A 24,882-nucleotide genomic window follows, 5' to 3' on the forward strand; every position below is an offset into this window, starting at 1 on the left:
AACCGGTCCGAAGATTGTCGGTTGCGCATACCGCCGGGTACAGTCGCGCCCACTGCTTCCCCCCGGGACACCCCTCGTCGGGCCCGCCCCGGACTGGTCCTGCTGCCGAGGCGAGAGAGACGTTGGTGAACGACCAGCACCCCCACGCCGGGTACGTCGGAGACGGCACGCACGCCACTGGCAGCTACGCCGTCGACCCCCTGTTCGGCGCCTATGCCGCCGGTCAGACCGACCACAGCGGGCAGTGGGACTTCCACCAGTACGGGGTGACGACCGGTCCGCACGACACGACCGGCCAGTACGACCTGACCGGACAGCACGACCTGACCGGGCAGCACGAGACCACGGGCCAGTGGGACACCACGGGCCAGTGGGACACGACCGGCCAGTGGAGCACCACGGGCCAGTGGCCGACGGCCGATCCGCACCAGACGCCCTACGCGGACCCGTACACGGACCAGTACGCCGAGACCACCGCGCAGTACGCCCAGGCACCGCAGACGTCGTACGACACCACCGGCCAGTGGGACGCCTCCGCCTGGACCGAGGCCCAGCACACCGGCCAGTACGAGACCCTCCACTCCGGCGCGTACGCCGCGCAGGGCGCGTACGGCTACGAGTCCTACGACGCCACCGGCCAGTGGGCGGCCCCCGCCTTCGCGACCGAGACCGGCGCCTTCGACGCCACCGCCTGGAACCAGACGGCTCCCGAGGCCGAGCAGCCGGTCGTGCCCCAGCAGTACAGCCCGCAGGCCGAGCAGCCCGTCGAGCACACCGCCGAGTTCGCGTTCGAGTTCGACGAACCCGTCGAACTCTCCGCGGAGAGCGTCGCCGAGCCCCTGGCCGAGCCCCTCACCGACGACCTCGCCGACAGCCGCACCGACGACGGCGCCGACGACCTCGCCGAGAACGGGCCCGCCGTCGAGCTCCGTACGGACCCCGCGCTCGCCGCCCACCCCGTGCGCCGCTCCTCCGGTGGCGGCCGAGGCCGTCGCCGCACCCCCGCCAAGCGGTCCGCGCTGCTGACCGTCGCGGTCCCCTCCGCCTGTGTCATGGGCGTCGCCGGCATCGCCGCCGCCTCCGTCGGCGGACTCACCAACCCCACCGGCGACGGCGGCAAGAAGGACGAGACCACCGCGCTCGCCGCCGCCGACCCGGGCTCCGTCAAGCAGGTCCCGGCCAACAAGGACATCAACAACCGGCTCGAAGCCCTCGACGCCGGCGCCCGCGACTTCGGCGACCGCGCCAGCCGCACCCAGGAGCGCATCGACCTCAAGGTCCGCCAGGCCGCCGACAAGAAGAAGCGCGAGGAGGAGGCGGCCCGCAAGGAGGCGCTGCGTCCCAAGTACATGCTGCCGGTGAAGCTCCACCAGCTCAGCGCGCGTTTCGGCCAGTCGGGCGTCAACTGGATGTCGGTGCACACCGGCATCGACTTCCCCGTGCAGTACGGCACGCCGGTGATGGCCGCCACCGACGGCACCGTCCGCACCCAGTGGAACAGCGCCTACGGCAACATGGCGATCGTGACCTCGCCCGCCGGCACCGAGACCTGGTACTGCCACCTCAGCAGCACCAAGATCCGCTCGGGTTACGTCAAGGCCGGCGACGTCATCGCGTACTCCGGCAACTCCGGCAACTCCACCGGCCCGCACCTCCACTTCGAGGTCCGTCCCGGCGGCGGCTCCGCGATCGACCCGCTGGCCTGGCTGCGCAGCCACGGCCTCGACCCGACGAGCTGACACCACCTCACGCACACGACGCCGTACGAGGAAGGGCCCTGGCGAAGACATCCGCCAGGGCCCTTCCTCGTACCCGCCTCCACCGCTTCTGCGGTTCCGGCTTCTACAGCTTCTCGACCGGCGCGTACCGCAGGAGCAGCCGCTTCGGCTTCTCGTCGCCGAAGTCGATCGTCGCCTGGGCGTCCGCTCCGACGCCGGTCACGGCCGTCACCGTGCCGAGGCCGAACTGGTCGTGCGTGACACGGTCGCCGATCCTGAGAGTGATCACCGGCTTCTCCCCGGCCCGCCGCGTGGCGAAGCCCGAGGGGCCGGAGCGCGAGCGGGAGGAGGAGAGCGAGGAGGTGATGCCGGAGGTCGGCCCGGCGGGCTTCGCCATCGGACCGGTCCGCTTCCACTCCAGGTACGTCGCCGGGATCTCCTCCAGGAAGCGCGAGGCCGGGTTGTACGAGGGCTGGCCCCAGGCGCTGCGCATCGACGAACGGGTGAGGTAGAGCCGCTCACGCGCGCGCGTGATGCCCACGTACGCGAGGCGCCGCTCCTCCTCCAGCTCCTTCGTCTGGCCGAGGGCGCGCATGTGCGGGAAGACGCCGTCCTCCATGCCGGTGAGGAAGACCACCGGGAATTCGAGGCCCTTCGCGGTGTGCAGGGTCATCAGCGTGATGACGCCGCGCCCCTCCTCGTCCTCGTCCGGGATCTGGTCGGAGTCGGCGACGAGGGCGACCTTCTCCAGGAACTCGGCGAGTGTCGCGGGCTCCTCGCCACGCTCCTGCTCGAATTCGAGGGCGACGGCGGCGAGCTCCTGGAGGTTCTCGATCCGGGTCTCGTCCTGCGGGTCGGTCGAGGCCTGGAGCTCGGCCAGGTAGCCCGTGCGCTCCAGGACGGCTTCCAGGACGACGGCGGGGCCCGCGCCGGACTCGACGACGGTGCGGAGCTCGTCCATCAGCGTGTTGAACCGCTTCACGGCGTTGGCGGAGCGGGCCGCCATGCCGTACGCCTCGTCGACGCGCTTGAGCGCCTGCGGGAAGGTGATCTTCTCGCGGAGCGAGAGGGCGTCGATCATCGCCTCGGCGCGCTCGCCGATGCCCCGCTTGGGGACGTTGAGGATGCGGCGCAGCGGGACGTTGTCCTCGGGGTTGGCGAGGACGCGCAGGTACGCGAGGACGTCCCTGACCTCCTTGCGCTCGTAGAAGCGCACGCCGCCGACGACCTTGTAGGGCAGGCCGACGCGGATGAAGATCTCTTCGAAGACGCGGGACTGGGCGTTGGTGCGGTAGAAGACGGCGACGTCTCCGGCCTTGGCGTCCCCGGCGTCCGTGAGGCGGTCGATCTCGTCGGCGACGAACTGGGCCTCGTCGTGCTCGGTGTCCGCGACGTACCCCGTGATCTGGGCGCCGGCGCCGGCGTTGGTCCAGAGGTTCTTGGGGCGGCGGGACTCGTTGCGCTCGATGACGGCGTTGGCGGCGGAGAGGATCGTCTGCGTGGAACGGTAGTTCTGCTCCAGGAGGATCGTCGTCGCGTCCGGGTAGTCCTCCTCGAACTGGAGGATGTTGCGGATGGTCGCGCCGCGGAAGGCGTAGATCGACTGGTCGGCGTCGCCGACGACGCAGAGCTCGGCGGGGCCGAGGTCCTCGTAGCCCGTGCCGACGAGCTCGCGCACGAGGGTGTACTGCGCGTGGTTGGTGTCCTGGTACTCGTCGACGAGGACGTGGCGGAAGCGGCGGCGGTAGTGCTCGGCGACGTCGGGGAACGCCTGGAGCAGGTGGACCGTCGTCATGATGATGTCGTCGAAGTCCAGGGCGTTGGCCTCGCGCAGCCGCGCCTGGTACATCCGGTAGGCCTCGGCGAGCGTCTTCTCGAAGCCGTCGGCGGCCTGGTCGGCGAAGGTCTCCTCGTCGATCAGCTCGTTCTTCAGGTTCGAGATCTTGGCGCTGAACGACTTCGGGGGGAACTTCTTCGGGTCGAGGTCCAGGTCGCGGCAGACCAGGGACATCAGCCGCTTGGAGTCGGCGGCGTCGTAGATCGAGAAGGACGAGGTGAAGCCGAGCCTCTTCGACTCGCGGCGCAGGATGCGGACGCACGCGCTGTGGAAGGTCATGACCCACATGGCGTTGGCGCGCGGGCCGACGAGCTGCTCGACGCGCTCCTTCATCTCGCCGGCGGCCTTGTTGGTGAAGGTGATCGCCAGTATCTGGCCGGGGTGGACGTGCCGCGTGCCCAGGAGGTGGGCGATGCGGTGGGTGAGCACCCGGGTCTTGCCGGAGCCGGCTCCGGCGACGATGAGCAGCGGGGTGTCGGTGTGGACGACGGCGGCGCGCTGCTGCTCGTTCAGCCCCTCCAGGAGCGCGGCGGGGTCCACGACGGGCCGTGCGGCGCCGTCGCGGTAGTACGCGTCCCGGGGCGGGGGCGCGTCGAAGTGCTCCCCGAAGAGGTCGTGCGGGACCTCCTCCTCGGCCGGGGCGCCGTGCTCCTCGTCCTCGGGCGGGGGCGGGGCCTCTCCCGAGGAGTTCTGGAGGCCGGCCAGGAAGCTGTCGTCAAAGAGGCTGCTCATCGCCTCACGAGTCTAGGACGCCGCACCGACATCCGGGGAAACGGCCGGGTACCGGCCGCCGCCGGTTCAGACCCAGAGGGTCGCGATGAAGATGTTCGCCGTGGTCAGGGCGCCGACGGCGGCGAAGAGGCCCTTGTCGACCTTCTCCTCGTCCCGCTTGACGTAGACGAGGCCGAGGATGACGACGAGGATCGCGAGCTTGATGCCGACCTTGAGGTTGTTCACGGTCTGGTCGTCGGCCTGGTTGAGGCCGACGAGCGCGACGCCCGTGATCAGCATGACCAGAGCGCCGTGCAGCATGGCCGGGGTGAAACGGGCCGTACCCGCGCCCATCGCCTTCATCTGGGTGAGGAAGCCGCCCAGGAGGGAGGCGATGCCGATGATGTGCAGGGCGACGAAGACATTGATGAGGGCGTCCATGGGGCGGAGCCTAACGGGGGCCCGGACGCCCCACCACGGCCGGGGCCGCCCCCGCGGGGCGACGCACGCTCCGGGCGCTTCGGTCTCTCCCCTGCCGCAAGTTCTCGGAAGTGCCCCCGCGATCGAACCGATCCGGTCCGGATCCGACAACTGCCGCCAATAGCGTTCAACTCCCCTCTCGGGCGTGACCCCGAGGTTTAGCGTCCTGCACCAGGTGGTCGGCTCCCACCACCGTCGGTCACCCGGCGGCTGCCGGTCATCCCCGCCAGGAAGAACCGGCGGCGGTCCGTCTCCCCTGTGCGGACCGCCGTCGGCCCGGCGGGCACCGTTCCCCCGCAGGGAAGAGGATGTGACCCGCCCTCGTGGCAGCGCACCGAAAACCCAGGCAGCAGTCCCCCCTCGGTGGCCATGCGGTCCGCACCGCCGCCACCCTCGCCCTCGCCTCCGCGGCGACCGCGACGCTCTTCGAGGGAACGGGACACGCCGACCCCCGTCTCACCACCGCCCAGGTCAAGGCGAAGGTCGACCGCCTCTACGAGGAGGCCGAGGTCGCGACCGAGAAGTACAACGGGGCGAAGGAGAAGGCCGACGAGGCACGCGCGGCCTTCGACCGGCTGCGGGACGAGGCGGCCCGCAGGACCGAGCGGCTCAACACCGCGCGGGCCGGGCTCGGCGCCGCGGCCGCCGCGCAGTACCGGTCCGGCGGCCTCGACCCCGCCGTACAGCTCGCCCTCACCTCGGACCCCGACGAGTACCTGGAGCGCGCGGCCCTCGCGGAGAAGGCCGGGGACCGGCAGGCGGCGGCCGTCGTCGCCGTCCGGCGCGAGCTCGGCGCGATCCGGCGTCTGCGCGGCGAGTCCGAGGGCCGGATGACCACGCTGCGCGAGCACGAGGCGGAGCTGCGGCGCCAGAAGACGGCCGTCCTCGGCAAGCTGGAGGCGGCGCGCACCCTGCTCGCCCGGCTGACCGCGGAGGAACGCGCCCGGTACGAGGCCGCCGTCGCCGCCCGGAGCGGCAGCCGCGCCACGGAAGCCGGGGGTACGGGCTCCACGACGGCGGCCGGGTCCACGTCCTCCGGGTCCTACACGGCCCCGGCCGGGCAGTCCGCCGGCGCGACCCGGGCCGACCGCTCCACGTCGGGCTCGACCGGCGACCGCACGCCGCTGGCCGCCGTCTCACCCGCCCCGGACAGCAGGGCCGCCGCGGCGATCTCCTTCGCCCGCGCCCAGCTCGGCAAGCCGTACGTCTGGGGGGCGACGGGCCCGTCCGCGTACGACTGCTCGGGACTCACCCAGGCCTCCTGGCGCGCGGCCGGCGTCTCCCTGCCGCGCACCACGTACACCCAGATCAACGCGGGCCGCCGGGTCTCCCGCTCCGAGCTCGCCCCCGGTGACCTGGTCTTCTTCTACTCGGGGATCAGCCACGTCGGGCTGTACATCGGCGGCGGCCAGATGATCCACGCCCCGCGCCCCGGCTCCCCGATCCGGATCGCCCCGATCGACGAGATGCCCTTCGCCGGGGCGACACGGGTCGGCTGACGCGGGTCGGCTGACGCGGGTCGGCTGACGCAGATCGGGCCGGCCGCTCAGACCAGGCGGCGGGCGGTGGCCCAGCGGGTCAGCTCGTGCCGGTTGGAGAGCTGGAGCTTCCGGAGCACGGCCGAGACGTGCGACTCCACCGTCTTCACCGAGATGTAGAGCTGCTTGGCGATCTCCTTGTACGCGTAGCCCCGGGCGATCAGCCGCAGCACCTCGCGCTCCCGCTGCGTGAGCCGGTCCAGGTCCTCGTCGACCGGGGGCGCGTCCGTCGAGGCGAAGGCGTCGAGGACGAACCCGGCGAGGCGCGGGGAGAAGACGGCGTCGCCCTCCTGGACCCGGAAGATCGAGTCGACGAGGTCGGTGCCCGTGATCGTCTTCGTGACGTAACCGCGGGCACCGCCGCGGATCACGCCGATCACGTCCTCGGCCGCGTCCGACACGGACAGGGCGAGGAACCTGACCGGGTCCTCGGCCGCCGCCATCAGCCCGGCGCAGCGGCGCAGCACCTCGACACCGCCTCCGCCCGGGAGGTGGACGTCGAGGAGGACGACCTCGGGACGGGTCGCGGTGATGACCGTGACCGCCTGGTCGACGTCGGCGGCCTCGCCGACGACCTCGACCCCGGTGATCGGTGTCCGGCCGATCTCCGCCTGCACACCCGCGCGGAACATCCGGTGGTCGTCGACGAGCACGACCCGCACCCGGCGCTCCACGCCCGGCTGGGTCTCCTCCGACGGGGCCTCCCCCGCCTCGGCCCCGGTCGCCGCTCCGGTCTCGTCGCTCATCCGTCCGCCCTCTCCATCTCAAGCTCCACTTCGGTGCCCCCGCCCGGCACGGACCGCAGCCGGGCCGAACCGCCGTTGCGCTGCATCCGGCCGATGATCGATTCTCGTACGCCCATCCGGTCCTCGGGCACCGCGTCCAGGTCGAAGCCGGGCCCCCGGTCCCGCACCGAGACGAAGACCGTGCGGCCCTCCACCTCGGCGTACACCTGCACCGCCCCGCCCTCGCCACCGTACTTGGCGGCGTTGACCATCGCCTCGCGCGCGGCCTGCATCTGCGCGGCCAGTTTCTCGTCGAGCGGGCAGTCGCCCACGACGACGACCTCCAGCGGGACGCCGTGCTTGTCCTCGACCTCGGCGGCGGCCTTCTTCACCGCTTCCGCGAGCGTCGTCGGCTCCTCCTCGTCGCTGCCCGTGCCCTCGGGGTTGTAGAGCCAGTTCCGCAGCTCCCGCTCCTGGGCGCGGGCGAGGCGGCGCACCTCCCCCGGGTCGTCGGCGTTGCGCTGGATCAGCGTGAGGGTGTGGAGCACGGAGTCGTGGACGTGGGCCGCGACCTCGGCGCGCTCCTGGGCGCGGATGCGCATGGTCCGTTCCTCGGTGAGGTCCTGGGACATGCGGACCAGCCAGGGGCCGGCGAGCAGGGCTATGCCGGTGAGGACCGCGACGGCGGCGGTGAGGGCCGTGCCGAGCTGGGCGACGGAGCCCCGGACCACCACGAAGACCGCGAGGCCCGTGCCGACGAGGGCGACACCGACGAGTCCGCGCACGAGCTGGAGGACGCGTCTGCGGCTGCCGGCCTCGGTCCAGCTGGCCCGGCGTGCGTTGTCCGCCTGTCTCCAGACGAGGACGACACCGACGCCGATGAGGAGGACCGGCCAGACGTACCGCCCGGACTCGTTGCGCATCTCCACGTTGGAGATGAGGACCATGCCGCCGATCGCGAGAGCCACCAGGGCGAAGATCTGTCCCCGGTCGGGTTTGCGCAGCCGGCGTCGGCCGTCCGGGGTGATCTCGAAGACGGGCCGCGGGGCGGCCCGGCCGCCGACACCGAGCGGGACGACGATCCAGAAGACCGCGTAGAGCAGGGCGCCGAGGCCGTCCGTGAAGAACAGCACCGCGAAGAGCGCGCGCACCCAGACGACCGGCACGCCGAGGTGTCCCGCGAGGCCTCTCGCGACACCACCGAGCCACCGCCCGTCGGCGCTCCGGTAGAGCCTGCGCACGGGCGGTTCGTCGGTGTCGGTGACACGAGCGGTTGCGGACATGCACCGATCGTCACACGCCCCGCCCACCGGACACATCAGGGTCGGCCCTGAGATCGTCCCTGGTATCGGATCAGGGACGGCACCCCTCCGAATATCAGGGTCGGGCCAGGGTCGATCCCCGGTGCGGTTGAGGGTCACGGGCGGTCACCATGGACACATGACGAGTTCGAAGTCCTCGACCCACGAGGCCCCGCCGCCGGCGGAGGCCGTGTCCTCCGTGTCCCTGCGGCGCTCGCGAAACAGCAAGGTCGTGGGCGGAGTCTGCGGTGGTCTCGGCCGCTACTTCGACCTGGACCCGGTGATCTTCCGGATCGCCGTCGGCGTACTGTCCGTGACGGGCGGCGTCGGCCTGGTCTTCTACGGCTTCGCGTGGCTGATAGTGCCCCTCGTGGGCGAGGAGGAGAGCGAGGGCCGCAGGCTGCTGACGGGCCGGGTCTCGGGCTCTTCGATGGCCGCCGTCCTCATAGCGCTCATCGGCTGTGGCCTCTTCCTCTCGACGCTGCGCAGCGGGTCGATGCTCGGCTTCATGGTGGTCCTGTCGGGCGCGGTGACCGCGGCCGCCGTCTGGTCGCGGCGCCGCGCTGCGGCCGGCGAGACGGAGGGACGGCCCGACGCGGCGATGGCCCACGGGGTCGCCGAGGCGCCGCCCGAGACCAAGGCCCCGCCGAGAGTGGAGTACCACTCGTGGTGGAAGGACCCGATCGTGAAGGACGGGTCGACGGGCAAGGTGGCCATCGGCTACCTGTGGGGTCCGCACGGCGATGTCGACAAGGACGGCCGGGTGAACGGCGAGGTGGTGAAGCCCGGCAGCCAGTGGGGCAGCCCTGACGCCACGGCTCCCGAGCGTCCGCAGCCGTCCATACGGCGCAGCCCGCGGTCCCTCAGCGGTCTCGTCAATCTGCTCGCCTGTGTCGCGGCCGTCATCGGCGTCGCCGCGACATGGGAGACCGAGCCGCTGGGCACGAGCCTCGCGACCGGTCTCGCGGCGGCCCTCGCGGTGTACGGCCTCGGGCTGGTCGTCAGCAGCTTCCTCGGCCGCCTCGGCTTCGGGACGATCGTGCAGACCGTGCTCACGGCCTGCCTGCTCGCCGGTGCGACCGCCCTGCCCGACACGATCACCACGGACTGGGTCCGCGAGACCTGGAAGCCCGCCTCCGTCGCCGCGGTGCAGCCCCGGTACGAGCTGGGGACGGGTGTCGGACTGCTCGACCTTTCGGCGGTCCCGCTGCCGAAGGGGGCGTCCGTCGCCACCGAGGCGGAGGTGGGCGCCGGGCAGCTCAAGGTGATCGTGCCGAAGGACGCGGTCGTGAAGGTCCACGCCCAGGTGGGACTCGGCGACGTGCAGCTGCCGGGTCAGGCGCCGGAGGACATCGACGTCGGCCCGGACCGTTCCGAGACCCGCACGATCGACCCGCCGGCGGGGACCACCCCGGCGGGCACGCTGGACCTCTCGCTGGAGGTCGGCATCGGACAGGTGGAGGTCACCCGTGCTGCTTCATGAGTTCCGCCCCGGCCGGCTGATCGTCGGCCTGGGCGCCCTGACCCTGGCCGCGGCCTACGCGGGTGACCTCGCGGGCGCCTGGAAGACCCCGTGGTACGCGGTGGTCCCGGTGCTCTGCGGGTCGCTCGGCACGGCCGGCCTCGCGACCTGGGTCGCCTATCGAATACGGCGCCGCCGGTCGGCGAGGAGCCTGTCCAGCGACAGTTCGGACGCCCCTGCCAGCAGCAGCGGAAGCCAGGCCATCAGATAGGCGAGGTCGTTGCCGAGGTAGTACGGGTTCACCTGCCAGCTCACGGTCAGCCAGAGGCTCAGCGAGATCAGGGCGCCGCCGAGGGCCGCCACCCGGGCGTACAGGCCGAGGAGCGTCCCGATTCCGACGGCGAGCTCCCCCAGGGCGATGGCGTATCCGAAACCGGTCGGGTTGTTGAGGGCGAGGTCGACGAGGCCGGGGACGGCCGAGGAGTCCCGCACGGCGCTCAGGGTCTCGCCGAGGGAGCCGCTGCCGCTGTCCGCGAGGAAGGCGGAGTCGGTGAGCTTGTCGAGTGCGGCGTAGACGAACGTGATCCCGAGGAAGAGCCGCAGGGGAAGGAGGGCGTAGCGGGAGGCGACGGCCTTCCAGCGGTCGGCGGTGGCCCGCAGGCGCGCGAGGGTGCCCTCGGGCGCGTCGGGGCGGCCCGCTTCCCCGCTCCCGCCCGTGTCGTCCGCCCGGTCCACTCGTCCCGTCATCGTCGGTCACCTCTCCACACCCCGTACGACTGTTCGCGGAGCGATTCTCCTCGCACCCGGGCACCGGGGACAGGCGGAGGGGGCCCGACGGTCAGTCGGCGACGTCGATCGTGACCCGATTGGTCTCGACTCCGGCCGCCGTGACGACCGAGACCTCCACCCGGCCCGGCTCCACGTCCGCCGGGAGGGGGACGGTGAGGACCGCGTCCGTCGGGTTGGCGAAGCCGCCCGGGACGGGGACCAGGGGGACGTGGGCGTGGACGGGGCCGATCCGGACGACGAGCCGGGTCAGCGGGTCGGGGGCGGCGGCGCCGGGCGGGACGAAGCCGCAGCCTCGGATCTCGATGTCGTCGCCCGTGCGGATCGGGGCGTCGAGGTCGCCGGCCTCACGGGAGCGGACCACGGAGTGGATCGTGGGGCGGACGCCCTCGGTGCACTTCGCGGCGAGCTGCCAGGCGGCGGAGACGGCGAGCAGCAGGACGAGGGACCAGGGCACTTCGGGGAGCCGGCCGGGGTCGCGGGCGAGACCGAGGGCGGTCAGGACGAGGACGGCGCAGGAGACGAGGAGGTACTGGACGTCGGCGAGGCTGGCGCGGCCGCTGTCGTCGCAGAGCAGGTCGGCGGCGCGCGGGCGGTCGGCGCGGACCTTCTGGAGGCGGCGTGAGGCGATCCGGACGGAGACGACGAGCCGGGCGGTGACGGTCACCGCCGAGACGAGGGCGAAGACGGTGAGCAGTCCGGCGCCCCGGGACAGGCCGAAGGTCGTCACGTCACGGGACGCGAAGACCAGGAAGAGGAGGGTGAAGGCGAGGAGGAGCAGCCAGGCGGCGGCGACGGCACGGGTGGTGGAGAGCCGGTTGTCCTCGCCGATCAGCGGGGCGAGGAGGCCGCCGCGGGCCCGGTGGGCGTGGGCCGCGAGGCTGAGCAGGACGGCGAGGAGAAGGGCGGTGCAGAGGCCGGCCGTGCGGGCTCCTGTCCAGCCGCTCTCGATCGCGGTGAGGGCCTGGCCGAGGAGGAGGGCGAGGACGGCGCCCCAGATGGCGCCGAGGCCCCCGCTCCGTACCCGGTCGAGCCAGGCCACGCCGGCCTCACGGCCGCGGGCGGCGACGGCGCGGGCGGACTGGGCCAGTTCGTCGGAGACCCACTGGCGGGAGGCGACCGGGGAGTGGGCGACGGCGACGGGGACGCCGTGCCCGGCGGCGAGTTCGTCGCGCCGGGCGAGGAAGGCGGCGACCGCGCGTCGGTGGCCGGCCTGTCCGCAGTGGGCGCAGCCGGCGCAGGCCGTCGCGTGCTCGCCGTACTGTCTCGCCTCTTGAACCGCCACGGTGCTCACTCCCGAGCTCGTTCCCGAGCTCACCTCACGACCCGTCCCGATGCGTTCCGAAGGGTCAACCAGCCGTTGGTTCCACGGAATTGTGTCGTACCGACGACACCGGAAGTCGCCGTGTACTCCCCGCCGGAGAGTGATTGCCGCGCCATCTCATTGACGTACAGAAGGGTGAAGCGATGGTGTTACGACAGGAGTTCGGGGTCCGTTCGGGTGATCCTGTGCCAGAGCGGCTGGTAGTTGATCCAGGCCACGAGGTCGCTGCCGAGCTGTTCGCGGGTGGCGACCGCGTCCCGGTGGTCGATCGGGACCGGCTTGCCGGCCGCCCGCGCGGTCAGTTGGACCTGGGCGCAGCGTTCCATGGCGATGAACCACCAGGCGGCGGCGTCGACCGAGGTGCCGACGGTGAGGAGGCCGTGGTTGCGGAGCACGATCGCCTTGAGGGTGCCGAGGGCGACGGCGATCCGGCGGGCCTCCTCCGGGTCGACGGTGACGCCGGTGTACGCGTCGTAGAGGGCGTGGTCCTGATAGAAGGCGCAGGCCTCCTGGGTCAGGGGGTCGAGGAGTTCGCCGAGCGCGGCGAGGGCCCGCCCGTGGAGCGAGTGGGTGTGGACGACGGCGACGGCGTCCGGCCGGGCGCGGTGGACCTGGGCGTGGACGGTGAAGGCCGCCTGGTTCACGTGCCGGTCACCGCTGAGGACCTGGCCGTCGCCGTTGACGAGGATCAGGTCGCTCGCGGTGATGTCCTCGAAGGGCGCTCCGAAGGGGTTCACCCAGTAGCAGTCGGGGAGTTCGGGGTCGCGGGCGCTGATGTGACCCGAGACGCCCTCCTCGTACCCGAGCCGCCCGAAGAGCCGGAGCGCGCCGGCGAGCCGCTGTCTGCGGTGGGTGCGTTCCTCCTCGGCCGTCGCGTGGACGGGAGGCATGGCGAAGTGGAGCCGTTCGACGGGGACGGGGTCCGGTATCACGCTCATGCGCCGGAAGGTAACGCCCGGCCGGTCAAGTCACCAGAGTCCGGACGGGATCACGGCCGGGAACACGTGCGGGAACGCGGGCGGGAGCAGCGGCGGGAACACGGCGAAGCCGCCGCCACGGAGGACCGGGACGGCGGCTTCGGACACCTCAGGGAGCGATTACTCCCACTCGATGGTGCCCGGGGGCTTGCTCGTGACGTCGAGGACGACGCGGTTCACGTCGGCGACCTCGTTGGTGATGCGGGTCGAGATCTTGGCGAGCGTCTCGTAGGGGAGGCGCGACCAGTCGGCCGTCATCGCGTCCTCGGAGGAGACGGGGCGCAGCACGATCGGGTGACCGTAGGTGCGGCCGTCGCCCTGGACGCCCACGGAGCGGACGTCGGCGAGCAGGACGACCGGGCACTGCCAGATCTCGCGGTCGAGGCCAGCCGCGGTGAGCTCCTCGCGGGCGATGGCGTCGGCGTCGCGCAGCAGGTCCAGGCGCTCCTTGGTGACCTCGCCGACGATGCGGATGCCGAGGCCGGGGCCGGGGAACGGCTGGCGCTGGACGATCTCGTCCGGCAGGCCGAGCTCCTGGCCGACCATGCGGACCTCGTCCTTGAACAGCTGGCGCAGCGGCTCGACGAGCTGGAACTCGATGTCGTCGGGGAGGCCGCCGACGTTGTGGTGCGACTTGATGTTCGCCGTGCCGGTGCCGCCGCCGGACTCGACGATGTCCGGGTAGAGGGTGCCCTGGACGAGGAACGCGACCTCGGGGCCCTCCTCCTGGAGGATCTCCAGCTGCGCCTGCTCGAAGACGCGGATGAACTCGCGACCGATGATCTTGCGCTTGGTCTCCGGGTCGGAGACGCCGGCGAGCGCGTTCAGGAAGCGCTCCTGCGCGTCGACGACCACCAGGTTGGCGCCGGTGGCGGCGACGAAGTCCTTCTCGACCTGCTCGGTCTCGCCCTTGCGCATCAGGCCGTGGTCGACGTAGACGCAGGTGAGCTGCGAGCCGATGGCCTTCTGGACGAGCGCGGCGGCCACGGCGGAGTCGACGCCGCCGGAGAGACCGCAGATGGCGCGCTTGTCGCCGACCTGGGCGCGGATGGCCGCGACCTGCTCCTCGATGACGTTGCCGGTGGTCCAGCTCGGCTCGATGCCGGCGCCGCGGTAGAGGAAGTGCTCCAGGATCTGCTGGCCGTGCGTGGAGTGCAGCACCTCGGGGTGGTACTGGACGCCGTAGAGCTTCTTCTCGTCGTTCTCGAAGGCGGCGACCGGCACGACGTCGGTGGACGCGGTGACGGAGAAGCCCTCGGGGGCGGCGGAGCAGGCGTCGCCGTGCGACATCCACACCGACTGCTCGACCGGGGTGCCCTCGAAGAGGGTGGAGCCGGCCTTGGAGACGTGCAGCGGCGTACGGCCGTACTCGCGGGCGCCGGTGTTGTCGACGGTGCCGCCGAGGGTCACCGCCATCAGCTGGAAGCCGTAGCACATGCCGAAGACGGGGACGCCCGCCTCGAAGATCGCGCGGTCGAGGCGCGGGGCGCCCTCCGCGTACACGGAGGACGGGCCGCCGGAGAGGATGATCGCCTTCGGGTTCTTGGCCAGCATCTCGGCCACCGGCATGGTGGACGGGACGATCTCGCTGTAGACCCGGGCCTCACGGACACGACGGGCGATGAGCTGGGCGTACTGGGCGCCGAAGTCGACAACGAGGACTACGTCCGGGTTGGTGACGTCGGGCGCGGCAGCGGGGGTCGCTGATGACACTACGGCGGCCTTCCGGCGGTAGGAGGGTGTCCCCCGAACGAGGGGCTATATGTCGATTCTACCGGCGCGCCGACAGCGCCTTTCGTCTCACCATCCGAACCCGGGTTGGCCCCGTGTTCGGGGAGGGGTCCATACTGTCGGCATGCGCAAGCTCTCGACCTTCCTCTTTACCTATGGCACCGGCCCGTCCGGCTGCCATGGTCGTGCTGCTTGAGCAACTGACAAGCGACTTCCCAGGCGCCCCGGGCCGACAAGGCCCGGGGCGTTCTGTCGTTTCCGGGCCGTGTCGCCCCGGGGCTCCCGGACCCGACACCCCCAGGAGACCCGCATGACCGCCATGGCCACCACCGCCACGACCACGACGACCGCCACCACCGCCACGACCTCCACTCCCCAGACCGAGACCGAGAAGACCGGCGCCCGCACCGACGAGGCGGCGGCGCTGATCGGCGACGCCCGCGAGCGGATCGACGCCCTCGACGACCGGATCATCGGCCTCATCCAGGAGCGGATGGCCGTCTCGGCCGTCATCCAGGAGGCCCGGATCTCCTCCGGCGGCCGCCGGGTGAACCTGAACCGCGAGATGGAGGTGCTCGGCCACTACAGGGACGCCCTCGGCAAGCCGGGCACCTCGCTCGCCATGACGATGCTGGAGCTGTGCCGGGGCCGCATCTGAGTTCGAGCCCGCTCTCACCCGTACGGCGCGTGACCGGGTTCGGTCCGGCTTCGTTGGTCCGGTTGTCCGTGCCAGCCAGGGGCGGGCCCGTCAGAAACCACGCGTGGCTTCGCTGGGGCGTGTGGCGCACCTCCGGTGCGCCGTGGGACCTCGCACCAGCGCGCGTGACCGGGCAGCAGGGGACAGCAGCCCGGTCACCCAGAAAGGGCGGTCGGTCCCGGGGACGCCCGGGGCCGACCGCATCCGGTCGATCGGATCACCCAGAATCTCGTCCCCCTCGGAACCCCGTCCCCCTCAGCCACTCCCCCACGCGGCGCGACCCCCCGGCGCCGCCCGCCCGGCACCGCCGCTGCCCTGACACCGGTGCCGACACCAAGGGCCCCGTACCGCGACCGGAATCGCGGCACGGGGCCCTTGCCATGAGACGGGCGCGGGACGGGCACGAGACCCGACGCCTTCATGTGACGCGCATCACATCAAGATCCCGTGCAACCCCTACAACCAATCCCGTCCGTCGCGGGTCATCTATGCAGCATCACCAAAAAGCAGAAAAGGCGCTGCACTCGGAGGGGGGTGCAGCGCCTTTTCTTCTGCTTCTTCCGCCTTCGCGGTTACGCCTTCTTCGGCGGGACCGTCGGGATGCCCAGGAACGGCAGCCGCAGGGCGCCGAACGCCTCGGCCGGGACGGCCGGCGACTTCGGCTCGATCGCCGAGAGTCGTACGTACTCCTCCCCCTGCCGCGGCCGCGGGTCCTCCTCGCCCTTGTTCGGCCAGAACGACATCGCCCGCTCCGCCTGCGCCGTGATGGTCAGCGAGGGGTTGACGCCGAGGTTGGCCGAGACGGCGGCGCCGTCGACGACGGAGATCCCCGGGTGCCCGTAGAGCCGGTGGTACGGGTCGATGACCCCGGACCCGGCGTCGGCGCCGATCGGGCAGCCGCCGAGGAAGTGCGCGGTGAGCGGGGTGCCCATCAGCTCGCCGATGTTGGAGCCGGGGAAGCCGTTGATCTCCTCGGCGAGGAGGGTCGCGGCCCGGGTGGCCTCCGGGATCTGGACCGGGTTCGGCGCCCCGTGCCCCTGCCGGGCCGTGAGCAGGCCCTTTCCGAGCCCGCCCGGCTTGCGGTAGGTCGTCAGGGAGTTGTCCAGGGACTGCATGACGAGACCGATGATGGTCCGCTCGGACCAGCGCCGGTTCGAGAGCGAGCGGGCGGCGAGCGCCGGGTGCTTGACCAGGTTCAGAAGCCAGTTGCGCACCCGGTGGGCCCCGTAGGGCACCTGGAGGACGGTCATGCCGCCCATGGAGTTGGAGCCCTTGCCGTACCGCACCGGCTCGATGTGGGTGTTCTCGTCCGGGTGGATCGAGGAGGTGATGGCGACGCCGCGGGTGAAGTCGACCTTGGCCTGGCCGTGGCGCTTCCGGTAGCGCCGGTCGGTGGTCTGCGCGCCGACCAGGCCCTCGGAGTTCGTCCGGGTGAGCTCGCCGAGCCGGGACGAGATGCCGGGCAGCAGCCCGCCGTCCTTCATCCGGTGCAGCAGGGTCTGCGTGCCGTACGTGCCGGCCGCGATCACCACGCGGCGGGCGCGGAAGGTCCGGCCCCGGCCCTTCTTGCGGTTGTCGGTCGGGAGGGTCTTCACCGCGTAGCCGCCGCGCGAGTCCTCGGTGACCGTGACGACCGTGGTCATGGGGTGGACGGTGGCGCCCGCCTTCTCGGCGAGGTGCAGGTAGTTCTCGTTCAGGGTGTTCTTGGCGCCGTGCCGGCAGCCGGTCATGCACTCGCCGCACTCGGTGCAGGCACGCCGGGCCGGGCCCGCGCCGCCGAAGTACGGGTCGGGGACCTGGGCGCCCGGCTTCACCTTCGCGGGGCCGGTGCCGTCCTCGCCGACGGCGTCCTTGCCGTCGCCGAAGAAGACGCCGACGGGCGCCATGTGGAAGGTGTCGCCGATGCCCATCGCCTCGGCGGCGGCCTTCAGGTGCACGTCCGAGGGGGTCGTCGTCGGGTTGATCCGGACGCCGAGCATGCGCTGCGCCTGGTCGTAGTACGGCCGCAGCTCGTCCTGCCAGTCGGTGATGTCCTTCCACTGCGGGTCGTCGAAGAACGGCTTCGGCGGTACGTAGAGGGTGTTGGCGTAGTTGAGGGAGCCGCCGCCGACGCCGGCGCCCGCGAGCACCATGACGTTGCCGAGCAGGTGGATGCGCTGCATGCCGTACAGACCGAGCGCCGGGGCCCACAGGAAGTTCTTCAGGTCCCAGGAGTTCTTCGGCATGGTCCCGGGGGTGAAGCGGCGGCCGGCCTCCAGGACGCCGACCCGGTAGCCCTTCTCGGTGAGCCGGAGGGCCGTGACCGAACCGCCGAAGCCGGAGCCGACGACGAGGACGTCGTAGTCGTAGCCCTCGGAGTCGTAGCCCTTGGAGTCGTAGCCCTTGGAGTCGTTCGCGGCGGCGTCCGCCTGCTCCTGGTTTTGGGTAGGGGGTACCGCGGTCATGGCTCTCCTCGTACGGAAAGGGGCGAAGCGAGTAAGGACAGGGTGGTCAGCGCAGGCGCAGGGCCTTCATCGCCTTCAGGGACACGCTCATCACGGCCGCGTACTTCTCGTCGTCCATGCCGAAGGACGGCGCGAGCGGCATGAGCCGCTGCTGGGCGACGGTCTGGGCCTCGGTGTACTTGAGGATGCCCTCGGAGCCGTGACGGCGGCCGAGACCGGAGTCCTTCATGCCGCCCATCGGCGACTGCACGCTGCCGTAGGCGGGGGCGTACCCCTCGTTGATGTTGACCGTGCCGGTCCGCAGGCGGGCGGCGACGGCGTGGCCGCGGCGCGAGTCCTTCGTCCAGACCGAGGAGTTGAGGCCGTACGGCGTCCCGTTCGCGAGGGCGATGACCTCGTTCTCGTCCGAGAAGCGGTAGACGGAGACGACCGGCCCGAAGGTCTCCTCGGAGCAGACGGCCATCGGGGCCTCGACGCCGTCGAGGATGGTCGGCTCGTAGAAGAGGGGGCCGATGTCGGGGCGGGCGACGCCGCCCGCGACGAGCGTGGCGCCCTTGGCGACGGCCTCGTCGACGTGCTTCGTGACCGTCTCCAGCTGGCGCTCGCCGACGAGGGAGCCCATGTCCGCCCCGTACGCGAGGGAGCTGCCGAGCCGCATGGCCTTGGTCCGGGCGGCGAAGCGCTCCAGGAAGGCGTCGGCGACGGACTCGTGCACGTACAGCCGCTCGATGGAGATGCAGAGCTGGCCCGCGGAGGAGAAGCAGGCGCGGACGGCTCCGGCGGCGGCCTTCTCGATGTCCGCGTCCTCCAGGACGAGCATCGCGTTCTTGCCGCCGAGCTCCAGCGAGACGCCGACGAGCCGGGCGGCGGCGCCCTGGGCGACCTCGCGGCCCGTGCGGGTGGAGCCGGTGAAGGAGACGTAGTCGGCGTGCTTGACGACCTCGGGGCCGACGACCGGTCCCTCGCCGATGACGATCTGGAAGACCTCGGCGGGAAGACCCGCCTCTATGAGCAGGTCACGGGCCCAGAGCGCGGTCAGCGCGGTCTCCGTGTCCGGCTTCATGACGACCGCGTTGCCCGAGACGAAGGCCGGGAGCGCGTCGCCGACGGAGAGCTCCAGCGGGTAGTTCCAGGGCGCGATCTGGCCGACGACCCCGCGCGGCTGCCGCAGCTCGGTGACCTTGGTGAGGGTCGGTACGACTCCGGTGTGGCGCTTCGCGCGCAGGTACGAGGCGGCCTTGCGGCCGTAGTGGCGGGCGGCGACGCAGACCGCCTGGACCTCCTCGTGCGCGTGCAGGCGGGCCTTGCCGGTCTCCAGCTGGATGAGGTCGAGGATCTCGGACTGGCGCTGGAGGACGAGGTCGTGGAAGCGGAGCAGGACGGCGGCGCGGTTCCTGACCGGGACCGCGGCCCAGTCGGGCTGGGCGGCGCGGGCGCGCGCGAAGGCCTCGGCGACGTCCTCGGGTGTGGACTCGGGCAGCTCGGCGAGCCGCTCCCCGGTGAAGGGGGTGTGGTTCGCGGTGCGGCCGGAACCGATGACGCCACGGGTCAGCCGGGCGACCACCTCGGGCGTCACGACGTCGGCGGCGGTCCGCGCGCCGGCGGGCGCGGGCGCGACAGGGTTGGTCGCGCCGGCGGGCACGACGCCCTTCACGGCGGGGGCGTCGGAAACCGAGAGGGCGGCGGGGGCCTGCGAGTCCGTCATGAAGGCGAGCGTAGGCGGCGGGCCGCCCTTTGGGTACCCGTCGGTAACGCGTTTTCAGCGGGCGCGCACATCGCGCCAGTGATCACTGGCACATAACCCCTGATCAGCGGCTTACGGTCGACGGAGGCTAGGCAGGGAGAAAATTTCCGGCCGCCCGGACGCGTATCGAAGATCTGTTCACTTGTTCGGGTGGTTAGCCCGTCAGGGTGATCCGGTCGGCGTTCCCTCGCCCGGCGCCCGCCAGTGCTGGAGCACGACGTCGAACTGCTCCCTCGTCGTCTCCCAGCTCGACTCCGGCGAGGACATGTACACGGCGTACTCCGTGCCGTCGTCCGCGTAGTAGAACTGGTCGATCGCGTGCCGCCGCCCCGGGAACGTCTTCTTCTCGTTCCAGGTGAACTCCCACAGGCAGGAGCGGACCTGGTCGCGGTAGGTCGTCTGGATCAGCTTCACGCGCTGGTACTCGGGAAGCCGCGTCTCCACGGTCTTCTCCAGGTCCTGCGCGTGCATGTACGGGTTCTCGAAGTCCGGCTTCCGGTCGATGCTGATCCGGATCCGGTGACGGCCGTTGTCGGGCGTGTAGTCGATCTGGTCGCCCTCCTTCTGCCGCTTCCAGCCGTCCGGTACGACGAGGCTGAAGCCCGCCGGGTCCTCGACGCGGTGCCAGCCGGCCGGGACGGCGTCCTCCGTGCCGCCGGCGCGCTTGGCGGCCGGGGCCGTCGTGTGCGTACCCGCACCCGTGCCCGTACGGTCGCCGCCCGCGAAGTTCATGGCGGCGTAGACGGCGCCACCGGCGACGAGGCCCGCGAGCAGCGCGGCCGGGACGACCGTGCGCCAGCGGCCCCGGGAAGCGGAGGGGGAGGTGGCGGCGGATGCGGCGGAGGAGGCCACGCCGGACGGATGAGCCGGGTGAGCCGGGTGAGCCGAGTGAGCCGAGTGAGCCGGGTGGGGCCACTGGGCGGTGGGGGTGGTGGGGCGGCTCTGGGCGGCGGCCGCGGCACCGAGGCCCGTACCGGACATGCCGCCGCTTCCGGCCGGATCGCCCGACTCGCTTCCCTCGCCCTCCAGTTCCCGTCGCGTCACGCGCTGGGTCGGCACGTACGCCTGGGCCGCCTCCGGCTCGCGGCCCTCCATCGCGTCGAGCAGCATCCGCTCGGCCTCGTCCGCGCGCGGCCGGTTCTCCGGCTCCTTGCGCAGCAGCGCCACGATGACGGAGGCCAGCGGCCCCGCGTTCGCCGGGTGCGGAGGCTCCTCGGTCACCACGGCCTGCATGGTGCTGATCGGCGAGGTCCTGCGGAACGGCGAGACGCCCTCGACCGCCGTGTACAGCGTGGCCCCCAGGGACCAGAGGTCGGAGGCGGGACCGGGATCGCCGCCCTGTACCCGCTCGGGCGCCAGGTAGTCGATGGAACCGACGATCTCACCGGTCTGGGTGATCGTCGCGTCCCCCTCGATCGCCGCGATGCCGAAGTCGGTGATCAGGACGCGCCCGTCGCGCGCGAGCAGGACGTTCCCCGGCTTGACGTCCCGGTGCAGCACCCCGGCCGCGTGCGCGGCCCGCAGCGCGCCGAGGACGTGCAGCCCGACCCGCGCCGCCTCGCGCGGCTCGATCGTGCCCGCCTCCTTGGCCGCGTCGGCGAGCGAGGGCCCGTCGACGTACTGCATGACGATCCACGGACGGTTGTCGTGCTCCAGGACGTCGTGGACGGTGACCACGCCCGGGTGGGTGATCCGGGCGGCGGCACGCGCCTCCTTCTGCGTCCGCGCGTGCAGCACGAGCCGGTCGGCCTCGGCCACGAACCGGCCCGCCGTCAGCTCCTTCACCGCCACCACGCGGTGCAGCACCTCGTCGTGCGCGCGCCAGACCTTGCCCATGCCGCCGCGACCGATGCACTCGCCAAGCCGGTAGCGACCCGCGAGCAGCAGCCCCGCCCCTGTGCTCTGAGAATGTTCCACTTGCCCCCGCCCGTTCCTTCGGGTGCCAGGTTACGGAGGGGACGGCGGGCGGCGGAACCTCGGGGCTGCCATAGGAACAGCACTGTGACCAGGGGACGGTGACAATCCGACGGAAGGCCCGGCCGAAGGTCCCGGAGGGTGCCCGCGAAAGACCCGCCACGGCGAGGGGATCAGCGCCCGGGGCGGAAGGTCCTCGTCGCCTCGTCGTGGATCGCGGAGACCTTGTCGCGCTGCCCGCTCGGACCGATGACCTGGACGACGTGGTACCGGCCGCCGTCGATGAGCGCCAGGTTCCGGACGAAGACCTCGCGGCCCGTGCTGTCCAGCCACCAGTAACTTCCCGTGGCCGTCGCCGTCGTCCCGATGTCCACCCGGCGGGCGTCGTCGACGTCCGACCAGCTGGACGCGCGCCAGGGCTCCAGCTCGCGCTCCTTGGAGTTCTGGTACTCCAGCGGATCGGTGCCGTTGTCCCCGACGGAGTCCCGGCCGGGGACGACGATCATCGTGAAGTCGCCGCTGGTGTAGCGCACTTGGCCTGCGTCATTGATCGGGCTGCGCCGCCAGCCCTTCGGCACCCCGATGCTGAACCCCTCCGGGTCCCGCTGGAGGACGTACCCGGCGGCCGGGGCGGGCCCCGTCGCGGGCGCGGCGGGCGGAGTCGTGGGCTTCGCGGGGGGACGGGTGGTCGGCTGCGCGCTCGGCTTCTCCGCGCTCGGCTTCGCGGACGGCGGGGCGGGATCGGCCGGGGACGAGGACGGGGCCTCGGCCGATGTCGCCGGAGCCGTCGGGTTCGCGGTCGGCGCGGCGGGCGTCTCCGACTGACGGGGCATGAAGAGGACGGCGTACGCGAGGGCTCCGCCGAACAGGAACAGGACGACCAGGAGGAGCGTACGGCCGAGGGAACGCGAGGAACCGGCGGCGCGAGGCGCGCGCGGGGCGCGGGACGGGCGCGGGGCGCGGGGCGGGCGAGGGGCGCGCGACGGGCGGGGAGCGCGGGGGGCGCGCTGCGGGACCTCTTCGGGGACCTCCTCGCGGAACTCGCCCAGGAACTCCTCACGGAACTCCGGCTGGTACGCCTCTTCCCGGTACGTCTCCTCCCGGTACGCCTCCTCCCGGTACGTCTCGGCCCGCTGCTCCTCCTCGCGGAACTCCGGCTCCTGCGGCCGCGACTCCTCCTGACGGGCCGCCGGTCTCGGGTCCTTGCCCCGCTTGTGACGGTGCCGGCCCGCACCCGAGTCCGCCCCCGCGCGCCGGAGGCGCCGGCGCACGAGTTCGCCGCGGCGCCGGACGATCGGCAGCCGCGTCGCGTCGAACGCCTGCGGCGGTACGGCGCCGAAGCCGGCGTCCGGCTCCGGCGCCGACCGCACGAGGGAGCGCAGCCAGCCGCGCAGTTCCTCGAAATCGGGCCGCTCGGTGGGGTCCTGGCGCAGCAGGGACTCCACGATCGGGCGCAGCGGACCGCACTCCTCCGCGAAGGCCGGCGGTTCGGCGCAGACCAGCTGGACGAGCTCGGCGGCGCTGTCCTCCGGGTAGGGAGCGTGCCCCTGGACGGCCCGGTAGAGGAGCGCGCCGAGCGCCCAGAGGTCGGTGGCGGGGCCGATCGGCGGGGCGAGCCGCCAGTTCTCGTGCACGGGTCCGGCCTGCTCGGGCGCCCAGCGCTCGGTGACGGCGCCGACGACGGCGATCCGGGTCTGCCGGGCCCGCTCGGCGGCCAGCCGCGTGGTGGGCCCGCGATAGGCCGGGGCCGAGGTCGAGGCCGAGGGCGGTACGGCGGACCGCTCGGGCCCGGTGACCCCGGCGCGCGCCGGAAGGCCGGGCTCCGGGGTCGCGGCCGTGTACCCGGCGGGCAGCGCGGGACGGCCCGAGCCCGGCAGGACGGAGCCGCCGCCCGCCGGGATCGGACCGGAGCCGTCCCGCGAGGCGTGCGGGCCGTCGCTCCAGTTGCCCGCGAGGTGGACGCGCGGCGCGGGCCCGGACGGCGGGCCGCCGTAGGTCGCGTCGTCGTCGTCGCCGTCGTCATCGTCGTCCGCCGCCTGCGACCACCACTGCGGCTCGGGCGCACCGGAGGCCGGCACGGGAGCGGGTGGCGGTACGGGGACGGGCGACGGCGGTACGGGAGCGGGCGCCGCCGCCGAAGGCTGCTCCGCGCCGGGCTCCGCCGGCGCCGGGCGCTGCACCGGCAGCGCCCCCGACTCGCCGAGCCGGGCCGCCGCGCGCGTCGCCGCGCGGTAGGCGGCGATGGCCCCTGCCCGCGCGGCCCGGACGTCGGCGGTGGGCGGCGCGGGAAGGGCGGGCGGCTCGGCCCCGGCCCGGGGCCCGTCGGCCGCCTTCGCCGCGGCGCCGTACGGATCGGCGCCGTACGGAGCGGGCGCAGGAAGGGGTGCGGGAGCGGGGTCGGGAACGGGGAGCGGAGCGAGTTCGGTCTCCAGGTTCGTCACGGTGGCCTCGTAAGGGAGGTACTCGACCCCTTCGACTCCGTCGCCCTCGTCAGCGCCGTACCCCGGCGCGAACTCCCCGCCCTCCTCCCCCTCTTCGAACGCCTCGCCGTCGCTCTCCCCGTCGCCCTCTTCCTCGCCCTCCTCGTACTCCTCCTCGCCCTCCTCGTACTCCTCCTCGCCCTCCTCGTACTCCTCCTCGCCCTCCTCGTACTCCTCCTCCGCCTCCTCGTAGACCTCGGCCTCGTACACATCGGCGTACTCGGAAGCAGGAGCGGGCACGCCACCACCCGGCGCCGCCGCCATCGGCAGGCCGTCGCCGAAGCCCGTCCCGAAGCCTCCGCCGCCGTCCCCCTGCTCCGGCACCGGCGCGTACCCGCTCAGGGCCTCCTCGGCGGCCCCCACCGCGAGGCCCGTGAGGACCACGCGCCCGTCGTCGCAGACGAGCACGGTCCGGGCGGTGATGTTCCGGTGGACCCAGCCGTGGGCGTGGAGCGCGCGCAGCGCGGTGAGGACGTCGGCGCCGATCTCGGCCGCGCGGTACGGGTTCAGGGGCCGCTCGGCCAGGAGCGCGGACAGCGGCCGCGCCGCCACGACCTCGCTCACTATCCACAGCGATCCGGCCTCGGCGAAGACGTCGAAGACCTGGTCGAGGAGCGGGTGGTCGGGGATCTGCGCGGCGGCCTGGGCCGCCTCGATCGCCCGGCGCACGACGGGCTCGGCGGGCCGCCGGGTCGCCCGCCCCGCGGCACCGTAGGACCGGTCGGGCCCGTCCGCGCCGTCGAGCACCTCGGCGTCGACGAACTCCGGCAGCGGCACCTGGCGGACCAGGACCTCCTGCCCGCTGTACGTGTCGAAGGCGCGCGTCTCGGTGACGTCGGGCGCCCCCGGGTCCGCGCCCGCCGCGGCCGACGTCAGCGGCAGGCGGTAGCGGTCGGCGAGCACCCTTCCCGCGTAGTCGTCCACGACGCCTCCCCACGCGAGTCAGTCAATTCCGGTCCGGTACCGAGCAGTTAGCGACGTTTGTCAGCCGCTTCCGGCGCTCCCGGCTCACG

Annotated in this window: 16 protein-coding genes; 4 read left to right on the top strand and 12 right to left on the bottom strand. The window is 72.6% G+C overall.

Translation table 11 applies throughout. The features are described from left to right. The first annotated feature begins 125 nt into the window (after nucleotides 1-125). A complete protein-coding gene (locus ACFC0Z_RS27065; RefSeq protein ID WP_376442986.1) occupies nucleotides 126-1,739 on the top strand; it encodes a M23 family metallopeptidase in 1,614 nt (537 codons plus the stop codon). Nucleotides 1,740-1,842: 103 nt separating this feature from the next. On the opposite strand, the gene pcrA is transcribed toward ACFC0Z_RS27065, so the two are convergent. Together pcrA and ACFC0Z_RS27075 are read right to left on the bottom strand one after the other, a co-directional pair. Continuing rightward, on the bottom strand, nucleotides 1,843-4,287 hold the full coding sequence (pcrA, locus tag ACFC0Z_RS27070) for a DNA helicase PcrA (RefSeq protein WP_376442989.1): 2,445 nt from the start codon (nucleotides 4,285-4,287) through the stop codon (nucleotides 1,843-1,845). A 66-nt stretch (nucleotides 4,288-4,353) separates the two neighbouring features. Then, nucleotides 4,354-4,707, bottom strand: coding sequence for a hypothetical protein (locus ACFC0Z_RS27075; protein ID WP_376442992.1), 354 nt, complete (start codon nucleotides 4,705-4,707; stop codon nucleotides 4,354-4,356). A gap of 362 nt (nucleotides 4,708-5,069) precedes the next feature. Between ACFC0Z_RS27075 and ACFC0Z_RS27080 the strand changes: the two genes are divergently transcribed. Beyond that, nucleotides 5,070-6,245 (top strand): NlpC/P60 family protein, encoded by a 1,176-nt coding sequence (locus ACFC0Z_RS27080; protein WP_376442995.1) that lies wholly within the window; start codon nucleotides 5,070-5,072, stop codon nucleotides 6,243-6,245. Between the two features lie 47 nt (nucleotides 6,246-6,292). On the opposite strand, the gene ACFC0Z_RS27085 is transcribed toward ACFC0Z_RS27080, so the two are convergent. Then, a complete protein-coding gene (locus ACFC0Z_RS27085) occupies nucleotides 6,293-7,030 on the bottom strand; it encodes a LuxR C-terminal-related transcriptional regulator (RefSeq protein WP_376442998.1) in 738 nt (245 codons plus the stop codon). Then, nucleotides 7,027-8,292 carry a PspC domain-containing protein gene (locus ACFC0Z_RS27090; RefSeq protein ID WP_376443001.1) on the bottom strand — a complete coding sequence of 422 codons (1,266 nt, stop codon included), beginning with the start codon at nucleotides 8,290-8,292 and terminating at the stop codon, nucleotides 7,027-7,029. The genes ACFC0Z_RS27085 and ACFC0Z_RS27090 overlap by 4 nt, the downstream gene beginning before the upstream one ends. Nucleotides 8,293-8,449: 157 nt before the next feature. Between ACFC0Z_RS27090 and ACFC0Z_RS27095 the strand changes: the two genes are divergently transcribed. Further along, nucleotides 8,450-9,793 (top strand): PspC domain-containing protein, encoded by a 1,344-nt coding sequence (locus ACFC0Z_RS27095; RefSeq protein WP_376443004.1) that lies wholly within the window; start codon nucleotides 8,450-8,452, stop codon nucleotides 9,791-9,793. Nucleotides 9,794-9,949: 156 nt separating this feature from the next. Here the strand turns inward: ACFC0Z_RS27095 and ACFC0Z_RS27100 are convergent, their stop codons facing one another. The 4 genes from ACFC0Z_RS27100 to guaA all read right to left on the bottom strand — a co-directional run bounded on the left by ACFC0Z_RS27100 (nucleotide 9,950) and on the right by guaA (nucleotide 14,572). Beyond that, nucleotides 9,950-10,519, bottom strand: a complete 570-nt coding sequence (locus ACFC0Z_RS27100) for a DoxX family protein (RefSeq protein WP_376443007.1) — start codon at nucleotides 10,517-10,519, stop codon at nucleotides 9,950-9,952. A gap of 91 nt (nucleotides 10,520-10,610) precedes the next feature. Then, entirely contained in the window at nucleotides 10,611-11,843 is a 1,233-nt protein-coding gene (locus ACFC0Z_RS27105; protein ID WP_376443010.1) for a hypothetical protein, read from the bottom strand. 188 nt (nucleotides 11,844-12,031) lie between these two features. Next, nucleotides 12,032-12,820, bottom strand: coding sequence for a class II aldolase/adducin family protein (locus ACFC0Z_RS27110; RefSeq protein ID WP_376443012.1), 789 nt, complete (start codon nucleotides 12,818-12,820; stop codon nucleotides 12,032-12,034). Nucleotides 12,821-12,979: 159 nt separating this feature from the next. Continuing rightward, nucleotides 12,980-14,572: a glutamine-hydrolyzing GMP synthase gene (gene guaA / locus ACFC0Z_RS27115; RefSeq protein WP_376443014.1), complete on the bottom strand. Its 1,593-nt coding sequence runs from the start codon at nucleotides 14,570-14,572 to the stop codon at nucleotides 12,980-12,982. 328 nt (nucleotides 14,573-14,900) lie between these two features. Here guaA and ACFC0Z_RS27120 point away from each other — a divergent pair, with 328 nt between their 5' ends. Then, complete coding sequence (locus tag ACFC0Z_RS27120) at nucleotides 14,901-15,248, top strand: chorismate mutase (RefSeq protein WP_376443017.1); 348 nt, start codon at nucleotides 14,901-14,903, stop codon at nucleotides 15,246-15,248. A 611-nt stretch (nucleotides 15,249-15,859) separates the two neighbouring features. On the opposite strand, the gene ACFC0Z_RS27125 is transcribed toward ACFC0Z_RS27120, so the two are convergent. From ACFC0Z_RS27125 to ACFC0Z_RS27140, 4 genes are all read right to left on the bottom strand, one after another. After that, nucleotides 15,860-17,731 (bottom strand): GMC family oxidoreductase N-terminal domain-containing protein, encoded by a 1,872-nt coding sequence (locus ACFC0Z_RS27125; RefSeq protein ID WP_376443020.1) that lies wholly within the window; start codon nucleotides 17,729-17,731, stop codon nucleotides 15,860-15,862. 46 nt (nucleotides 17,732-17,777) lie between these two features. Further along, complete coding sequence (locus ACFC0Z_RS27130) at nucleotides 17,778-19,436, bottom strand: succinic semialdehyde dehydrogenase (protein ID WP_376443023.1); 1,659 nt, start codon at nucleotides 19,434-19,436, stop codon at nucleotides 17,778-17,780. Between the two features lie 201 nt (nucleotides 19,437-19,637). Beyond that, complete coding sequence (locus ACFC0Z_RS27135; RefSeq protein WP_376443026.1) at nucleotides 19,638-21,392, bottom strand: serine/threonine-protein kinase; 1,755 nt, start codon at nucleotides 21,390-21,392, stop codon at nucleotides 19,638-19,640. A 170-nt stretch (nucleotides 21,393-21,562) separates the two neighbouring features. Next, entirely contained in the window at nucleotides 21,563-24,793 is a 3,231-nt protein-coding gene (locus ACFC0Z_RS27140) for a protein kinase (protein WP_376443029.1), read from the bottom strand. Nucleotides 24,794-24,882: the final 89 nt, after the last annotated feature.

Source organism: Streptomyces sp. NPDC056144, assembly GCF_042264145.1.
Taxonomy (GTDB): domain Bacteria; phylum Actinomycetota; class Actinomycetes; order Streptomycetales; family Streptomycetaceae; genus Streptomyces.